Source organism: Paenibacillus sp. BSR1-1, assembly GCF_030403775.1.
Classification (GTDB): Bacteria; Bacillota; Bacilli; order Bacillales; family Cytobacillaceae; genus Neobacillus.
On the sequence record NZ_JAQMWQ010000035.1, the window covers coordinates 44,237 to 52,749 of the forward strand.

An 8,513-nucleotide genomic window follows, 5' to 3' on the forward strand; every position below is an offset into this window, starting at 1 on the left:
TAATGGCATCAATCTCCCTATTTTAAGGGAAGATGAATCCCGGCGTTTATTTTATTTATACTTTTTAGAGGTTTTACTTTTACATGAATGTCTGTTTTATCCAAGATGGGGAATTTCCCGCTTTTTTGATACCTAATCCAATCATCATACATAAATCGATACATATAGTCCTCGAATTGATAGATATCTCCCCCGATATTATCGCTATTTACATAGGCTTCATATACATAATCTCTAATTTTCTCTTTAATCTCTCTTTTAATTCTTGGAGCAAGAATGGTATGGTCGGATTCTCTGACTATAGCTGAAATCTTTATATCCAATCCAACCTGAACCTCATTTTTGTCCTTATTCATGATTCTTTTGACCTTAGGATTTAATAATTCTATTGTAACATGTTTATTTTTCCCATTTTCCCTTTCACTAATAGTTACAGGCGAACGTACCGCCTTATTGTTCACGCGGATAAAACCCTCAAGTTCCTTGTTTGTTAATAAACCCTTCATTTTTTCATCTTTCATAAGATACGCACCGGTAAATGTGGTCACAGGTATTTTATCCAGATTCTGTTTTATACTCTCGTCATTAACAGTGATGCTTGGCAGCAGTATCGTTTTCGTTTTTTCATTAAATTGATAAATCAGGTCTTGCAGGGAAATAGCAGGAACCGCAGATTCTTGCTGCTGCATATATTCTGGCTGATTGATCCGGGCATTAGAAAAAGGATAATCGAAAGGAACCTGTGAAGTAAAAATTTTATCAAGCGGTTGATCGGTACCATAGACCCTTCCCGTTTGACGAATGTTGAAATTAGTATCTAATGCATTTATGGTTTTTCCTAACCTATGTTCCAATAAAGATTTTCCAAAAACGAATAAACTTATCTGATCATAATTTACAGGAATTTGTATACTATGGTAGACTTCAACAATCGCATCTTCAACCGTCTTGCCTTTTCCAACTCCTAACCAGATTGGGCTAGGCTTATCACTTTTACCTTGCTCCGTTTTAGCTACGTTCGAGAAGTCTAAGAACTGCATAACCACGTGATATACATCATCTTTATAGTCAATTCCTATCCCCACTGCATAGGCCTGAAATTGGATTTCATTGATCTTGGAACAACCTGTGAGGAGAAACAGGGCATAGGTAATGTATAAAAGTTTCTTCATCTATTCACCTGTTCTTGTACCATCTTTAATATGTAAAGCGGCATTTCGTTTCTTCATAAAAGAAAATGGGATTCTGAAAAACGTAAACATGATATCTTTTCCTTCTGGCGAAGAGATTTCTGATAAAACTGGAACCCCAAAAGATTTCAACCTTGTTAAATAGAGCAAAACGAACATAAAACTTATGAAAAACCCATAAATCCCCATGCTGTAGCTAAAGATCAAAACAAATACTCTAATGAAAAAGATATTTCCTGATAAAGACTGATTAACAAGTGTAAAGCTGGAAATTGCTGTTACACCGATGACAACGAGCATCGTAGGAGAAGTAATCCCCCCGCGAATAGCCGCATCACCAATAATCAAGCCGCCTAGAACGGCAACCGTTTGTCCAATTCCCTTTGGAAGACGGGCTCCACCTTCTTTAAATAACTCAAACATGACCAGCATGAGCAGGACTTCAATCAATGGCGAAAACGGCAGGCCTAATCTGGAAACCGTAATAGTGGCAATAAGCGGAAGAGGTAATTGCCCTACATTATGTGTTATCAATGCGGTATAAAAACCCGGCAGGAAAGTTGTTGTAAATAGCCCTATAATGCGCAAGATTCTTTCCAACGATGCGAAATAAAAACTGGTATTATCGTCTTCAGGTGTCTTAAATAGGAAAGAAAGATCCGTAGGTGCAATTAATACCGTTGGAGCACCATCAACCACAATGGCAAACCTCCCTTGATTGATTGATTCTGCGACGAAATCAGCCCTGCCAGAATAGTCGATCGTTGGAATGAGGGTAAATTTATTTTCCATTAAATATTCCATCAACATCGATGTGCTTGTTACTATATCGACGTCTAAGGCAGCAAGCCGGCCTTTGATATCACTCAATATCTGTTCGTTAATAATATCTTTAATATAAAGAAGTGAAATCCTTGTATTGGTTCTTTTGCCGATCGTGTAATCTTCAATGACCAATGAGGATGTACGCAGCCTTTTACGAATTAAACCAAGATTGGTGGTAATATCCTCAACAAATCCATCCTTTGGTCCTCGAATCGAAACTTCCGCAACAGATTCATCCGGCTGTCTGGTGGGAAATTTACTAATATTATAAAAATAAACCTTTCCCCCCGGAGGAATAACCATTAGTTTTCCTGAAAAAATGGCTTCCTCGATTTTTTCAGGAGAAATTTCACTTTTACCCATAGCCTCCATCTGAAGCGATTGATATATGGAGTTCGAATGTTCACTAGAGGGCATGATGACAGATTGAATTAGACTAGCATCTGTTATAGGGATGCAATATACATAGATGGATGGATTTGGATGACATTCATCTGCCTTAATTTCTATATCAGATGAATAGTTAAATAGCTTTTGTAGATTTTCAACAGAGAAAAAATGTTCATTCATGATTTAATCCCTCCTCCGAACCACTTCTGTTTATTCTTCACAATATATATCGTTATCATTGATATTTGTATGATTAATAAAAAGAAAGAGAAAGGCCGAAAATACCCATAGATGATAGTCGCAAAAGGGCTTTGGTCAACTGGATAAACACATGCTATAAAAAGGAATGCGTAAATAATCCTTACTATTTTTACAGTCTCTAACCCTTTTGTAAGAATTCGGCTTGAGATAAAGACAAATAGACTTATTCTGATAACTCCTCCTGAAAGCCATTGAAAAATTGCAAAAAAATCAGTATGGGAAAAATATCTTCCAATGGAAATTATGCGCCACTGTTCATAGGCCGGATATCGATATTGAGCGGCCGTTGCCGGGCTAAACTCAACAATCGCCCCAACGGTAGGTCCCAGCATTAATCCAATAATGATCACCCCGACAATGAATAGCTGCTTCCTTGTAACCGCTTTTTGTAAAACAGGAGTTAAGAAGATTATGATAAATAACTCTAAAATTGGTAAGGAAGTATACAGGAGACCCTTTGTGACAGGCAAAAAACCATCAGTAAACAATGGGAATAACAGTTCATAATGTTTTTTCTTCATGTTCGCAAATGAAATAAAAAAACCTAAGAACAGAACGATTGGGCAAAGAATACTGCTTAAGAGACCAAGGGAAAACAATCCAGCTTCAGTGCAAAACAAACAGAAAATGAGCAGGATAAGAGCCAGCGTAAAACTGTTAAAGCCTTGCATATAGCTCAATTGTGACCAATAAATAATTTCCTTTGCCGCCACAAAAGCATCAACGAGCATATATAAAGCTAAGGGTAAAAGCAGGATGGAATAACTGAATACGCTCCCATGATCTTTTAAAAGAGAAATAATTGACCGTTTGTTTAGGATGGAAACAATCTTATATAAAACATAAATCCATAAAGGCAGAATGATAACCGTTAATAGTATGCTGACCCAAGAATCTCTTTTTGCTGTATTCAATATGAACGGGATAATTTCAACATGGGCAAAAAGACCAACAGATAGTAAAATGACATACACAATGGAAATAAATCTTAACTTATTCTGCATTTGTACATTTCCTTTTTTCCATATTATTCTTTTTACTTGTTTAAACTATTCGTTGAATATTCATATTCCTCTTGCATTCAGCACGAAAAAAACCTTTGTTTAGACCCTTTAAGGGCAAAACAAAGGTTTTCACATCTCACTATGAATTTGACAATTCCTTAATTTTTCCAACCCAATCCTTGAAACTTCCAAATTCACTGGTATTAAAGCCGAAATGCGCCTTAATTAAGTTAATGGTTTCGCTTTCTTCGTTTTGAAACACTCCATCTGAGTAGATTAGTTTAAAGAGCTCCGCTAACACGATATTTCGTGCGCGTTCCGTTTGGAATTTTTTGAGAATCTCCTCCATTGCGAGGCCCTTTAGTTGATAAACTTCAAGTCCCGTTTCGTTTCTGTATTTGTTAAGAATAGAATTTTCATATATAGATACATTTCCATCGATTGTGGCAATCATGTGAGCCAGTTCAAGAAAAGCCTCTTTTTCCTCCTGATGTAGTTCTGCTAGAAACAATATTCAACTCTCCTTAAAAACTTAATACTATTTATACGGACAAGCATGGTTTTAGTTTCAATTATATTCATTTTAAAACACTTATCTAATTCATTAACTAATCATAACTTTCGTAAATTCTCTCAGCCAAAGGACCTCAGAATCAGACTGAGGGTTACGCCCATATATTTCCATGGCTTTAAAAGCATGGACCTCCGTATAAATTTCTCTCATTTGGTCATACACCCATAGTTCTGTTCTATGTACTGGCGACCAACAAAAAATGTCCATCTTATTCAACTCATTCGTGACCATATGGATTCTTTCATAACTAATTGATTCCATCTTCAGGAAATCATTCTTTTCATAAAATCTTATTCGTTTTTCCGAATCGGGATCTATAGGAGTAACTGGTTCAACCTCAAGTATGATGGCTTTTCCTTTTCGTTTCAATTGGTCAAGGATCACACTTCCTCTCCCAGTTCCTCTGGTGTTCCGCGCCACTAGTATATAATCTATGAAGATATATTCCGGCTTTTCAAAATAAACTAATACATGGTCCTGTCTTTCCTCTACTTGGTAGATTCCCTGTTTTTCTTGCAAAAGGATTTCAAAATGCTTTTTAGATTTCATTTCTTTTTCTGGAAAATAATCAGTCAATCTCGCATACCAGTTTCTCATCCTAATACCCCTTTGCCCGAATATTTGAAGATAAAATCATCAATTCTAATGTCTCCTCCATTTTAGTTACCCATTGTAAATCTTTTGTTAAGCAAGCTTGAAGTGTTTGTACTATTTTTGTAAATCTGAAAATTACAATATTAAATTTTGCTACTATAGGGCTGTTAGGATCTTTTATATATTTCAAAAATGGGGAGAGTTAATTCAAATGAATCAGAACAAGGGTAAATTAACGGCATTACTTGGCTGGAGCCTGCAAGCAATTGAAGCAATTGACAAAATGAATAGACCATTTTTGGTCGTTGGTCCACCTGAATTTCAAAGTTTTGCTGACTCCCATGGCATCCAGTTTGTCCCATGGGTATTTCGCCACTTAGAGGAACGGGCGGATGAACTCTATGAAAAATTAAAGGATCTTAATACAACAGTAGCAGTACCGATTTACGAAGAAACGGTCGAGTGGTCTGGTGCCATAAATGCCAGGCTCTGGAATAACCCGCGCATTTTCCATAAATCTCTGCTGCTCCGGGATAAAGGCTTGATGAAGCGTAAAGCCCAACTTGCCGGAATCCGTGTTGGAGTTTTTGAAGAAGCAAACAACAAGGAAGATATCCGTTATTTTTTAAAAAGAATTAATGAGGCACTTTGTAATATAGATGAAGATGACTTTGCCCCTATTCACGTTAAACCATTTGATAAGGCAGGCACAGTCGGACATTACATGATTCGAAAACTAGAAGAGATTGACCAAATTGACGATTCAGAATTCCCGTTACTAATGGAAAGTCACCTAGAAGGTCAAGAATTCTCTTGCGAGGCCTTTATCCATAATGGAAAAGTAAGGTTCCTCAATATTACGGAATATGTAAAGTTAGGTCATTCTAACTTCGTCCCTGCTTCTCCTTCATTAGAAAAATGGAGACCCCAAATCAAGGAAGCGATTGAGAAGCTTGTGGATGCCTTTGAAGTCAAATATGGCATTATTCATCCTGAGTTTTTCATTACTCAAGATGGGGTCCTAAGTTTTGGCGAGGTAGCGAACCGTATTCCCGGCGGCCATATTTTTGAACATATTGAAAATGCATACGGGTTCAGCCCTTATCAAGGCCAAGTGCTTTGTTGTGACCCAGATACAACCGAAGAAGAAATTGCGGCATTTTTCCCTGAGGAAGTGGTATCCGCAAAAGGGTATTCTGGTAATCTCATGGTCTATCCTAATGTAAAAATCGTTGAAAAGCTGAATATACCTAATAATCTCAAAAACCATCCTTTTTTTGTAAACCATAATATGTTCATTCCTGTTACATCCAAAGTGGCAGAACGGGTAGGATTTGGTAATCATTATGGAACCATTTTCTTTTTTGGAGAAGATGCTGACGAAATGAGATCCATTTTGCAAGATTATGAAAAATATAATTTCTACCAATAAGAAGGGGCGAATATAAGGATGAGTACTGTGACGAAAAAGAAAAAAAGAATGGGTAAACAAACAGTAGCTTTAAAGGGTAAATTTGAAGATGCTTTAGACAGGCTTGAACAGGCGAAACCATTCGCAAAAAGCCTCTATCAAACAGACGTGTACCAATTAGCGATCGAACTTTCTTACTCCTACGATGGAATGAATATACTTTTTGAAAATGCTCATCGTTTTGATCAGGCTGGTGTCTTCCTTGGAGGTCAGTGGGAGGATTCCACTAAAATGCAGCCTCCACTCGTTGGCGGTTCATTGAGGTCTAAGCAGGGCGTCAATTCCATTATCGAATTGTTAAGTGAAATGAGAATGCTGGCCATTGCGAAAGGAAATTACATCCATGAGGGCCTGAGCAAAGAAGAAGCCAATGCCTTTTTAAATGAAGTCATGGCTTTGAATCTCGATCTTTTGTTCACACCAGAAACAGAAGAAGGACGTATTTTAGAAGATCATACGATTCGGGCTCAAGGCTTATTCCAGTACTTGGGTGAACAGCTTTCTTTTCGAGCAATCGGTTATCAAATTGTACAGGAATTAGAACGCCTGTCTGTCCAGCGTCCTATTATGACAGGTCGCATATTAAGCATGATCAGCCTTTCTAAACAATTAATTAAAAGCGGTATTGATGAAATAACGAGAGAAGCACTTGAAAAATATATAGATGCCGCAAATGCTCCAACCCCTTTAAGTAAGGATGCGGCCAATCAAAGGGAATATAGACTCAATCTAGAAAATGCCAATGAAGATGAGCTGGAGTTAGAAGTGAATATTTTTGCAAAATCGATGAAAGAAATTGGTCTAGTATCACCCTATCACCCCGTTCTCCTTCGGTTTCTTAACCGGAAGAGTTCTGATAAAATCCAGGCAGCCCTTGATCTATCAGAAACAGGGATTGCAAGTTTCAACACCAATCAACAACTGATCCATGACATCATCCAGATTTCGATTTATCCTGAAACACGTCAAGCTGTATATGGTCTTTCAAGAATGCTAAACCGAGGAGTGCTCACACAGGAACATGTACTTCCTGCCATTCGCCGTCTATTTGATCTCCCTATTCATGCACATGTACGCGAAGCACTTACAAAGTTTAAGGATGAACAAAGCGCGATCAGCCTAAACGGTCTTCTTATTGCTGGAGTTATGAGTATTCTTGGCCAGCCTCTTGGTGTCGGGCAAGGGAACAATCCAACTTGCCAGTCAGCTAGAGCCATTTCCCTCTGGAGTCAGCATGGAATCGGTCAACTGTTGGAATATATTGCTCGGGCAGCCCGTGACAATGATATAGATATGACATTTGAAGGAGAAACCATTCATTCAAGCCTCCTTATTGGAGGGGTAGCGGGGGAAATCGGGCAGGATTTGGATCCAATATCTATGGTTCTCGTACCACACCTGGATAAAATCTATAACGAAATGATGAAAAAAACACTGCTTCGCGGCGAGGACGGACATAAGTGGGTCAACCCAGAATTCTATGGTGCATGGATTCCAAAGGGCTTTATCAATGCGATTGATCAATTGACACTCTATGTAACAAACTATTCTGCTTTTGTTAAGTTATTCTATGCCACTCATCATCCTGATTATAATGAAGGCTATGAGATGATTTATCCGAATCCTGTTGGCATTCTCATCACAAACGTCCATGGGGAACTGCTCGGCCTGCATGCTGTATCTATTCAAAGAATTAAAAAAGACCAGCAGGGAAATGTTCGAATCTATTTTTACAATCCTAACAATGACAGCGGTCAGAATTGGGGGCAGGGCATTATTGCAAGTGTTTCAGGATTTGGCGAACTTGAAGGAGAAGCATCCCTTCCATTTCACGAATTTGTATCGAGAATGTACGCCTACCACTATAACCCTTTCGAACAGGGTGACACCTATATGGTTGAACACAGTCTTGTTGAAGAAGTGGAAGCACTGGCAAGAGAAAGCTGGGGCAAAAATTATCAGTGGGTATGATTATATCATCCCTTTAAATTTAAGCATTTTTCGTTAGGATTAGTCGTTCTAGTTACTTTCATAATCCGATAGAGTCTTACTTATTTGCCAAATTACTCGATTTACTTATTTAAATATGATTTATCAGCGGATTTCTTATGTTTATCAGCGAATTCGGTTTGGCCCCCTAATTCCGGACACAAGCTTTCTTTTTCTCTTGTTTTCTCAGTTTTTCATTTTGAGGTCAACCTTCT

General features: G+C 37.9%; 7 protein-coding genes. 2 read left to right on the plus strand and 5 right to left on the minus strand.

The features are described from left to right. Nucleotides 1–17: 17 nt before the first annotated feature. The 5 genes from PH210_RS28355 to PH210_RS28375 form a co-directional block, all read right to left on the minus strand. The gene (locus tag PH210_RS28355) at nucleotides 18–1,172 is read right to left on the minus strand and encodes a Ger(x)C family spore germination protein (RefSeq protein ID WP_289989885.1); all 1,155 of its coding nucleotides are present in this window, start codon (nucleotides 1,170–1,172) and stop codon (nucleotides 18–20) included. Further along, nucleotides 1,173–2,585, minus strand: coding sequence for a spore germination protein (locus PH210_RS28360; RefSeq protein WP_289989887.1), 1,413 nt, complete (start codon nucleotides 2,583–2,585; stop codon nucleotides 1,173–1,175). It abuts the gene before it with no gap. Then, complete coding sequence (locus PH210_RS28365; RefSeq protein ID WP_289989889.1) at nucleotides 2,582–3,670, minus strand: GerAB/ArcD/ProY family transporter; 1,089 nt, start codon at nucleotides 3,668–3,670, stop codon at nucleotides 2,582–2,584. Before PH210_RS28365 ends, PH210_RS28360 begins: the two co-directional genes overlap by 4 nt. A 139-nt stretch (nucleotides 3,671–3,809) precedes the next feature. Then, nucleotides 3,810–4,181 carry a hypothetical protein gene (locus tag PH210_RS28370; RefSeq protein WP_289989891.1) on the minus strand — a complete coding sequence of 124 codons (372 nt, stop codon included), beginning with the start codon at nucleotides 4,179–4,181 and terminating at the stop codon, nucleotides 3,810–3,812. Between the two features lie 93 nt (nucleotides 4,182–4,274). Further along, the gene (locus tag PH210_RS28375; RefSeq protein WP_289989893.1) at nucleotides 4,275–4,841 is read right to left on the minus strand and encodes an N-acetyltransferase; all 567 of its coding nucleotides are present in this window, start codon (nucleotides 4,839–4,841) and stop codon (nucleotides 4,275–4,277) included. Nucleotides 4,842–5,049: 208 nt separating this feature from the next. Here PH210_RS28375 and PH210_RS28380 point away from each other — a divergent pair, with 208 nt between their 5' ends. Then, complete coding sequence (locus tag PH210_RS28380) at nucleotides 5,050–6,270, plus strand: ATP-grasp domain-containing protein (RefSeq protein WP_289989895.1); 1,221 nt, start codon at nucleotides 5,050–5,052, stop codon at nucleotides 6,268–6,270. Nucleotides 6,271–6,288: 18 nt separating this feature from the next. Further along, the gene (locus tag PH210_RS28385) at nucleotides 6,289–8,280 is read left to right on the plus strand and encodes a hypothetical protein (RefSeq protein WP_289989897.1); all 1,992 of its coding nucleotides are present in this window, start codon (nucleotides 6,289–6,291) and stop codon (nucleotides 8,278–8,280) included. Nucleotides 8,281–8,513: the final 233 nt, after the last annotated feature.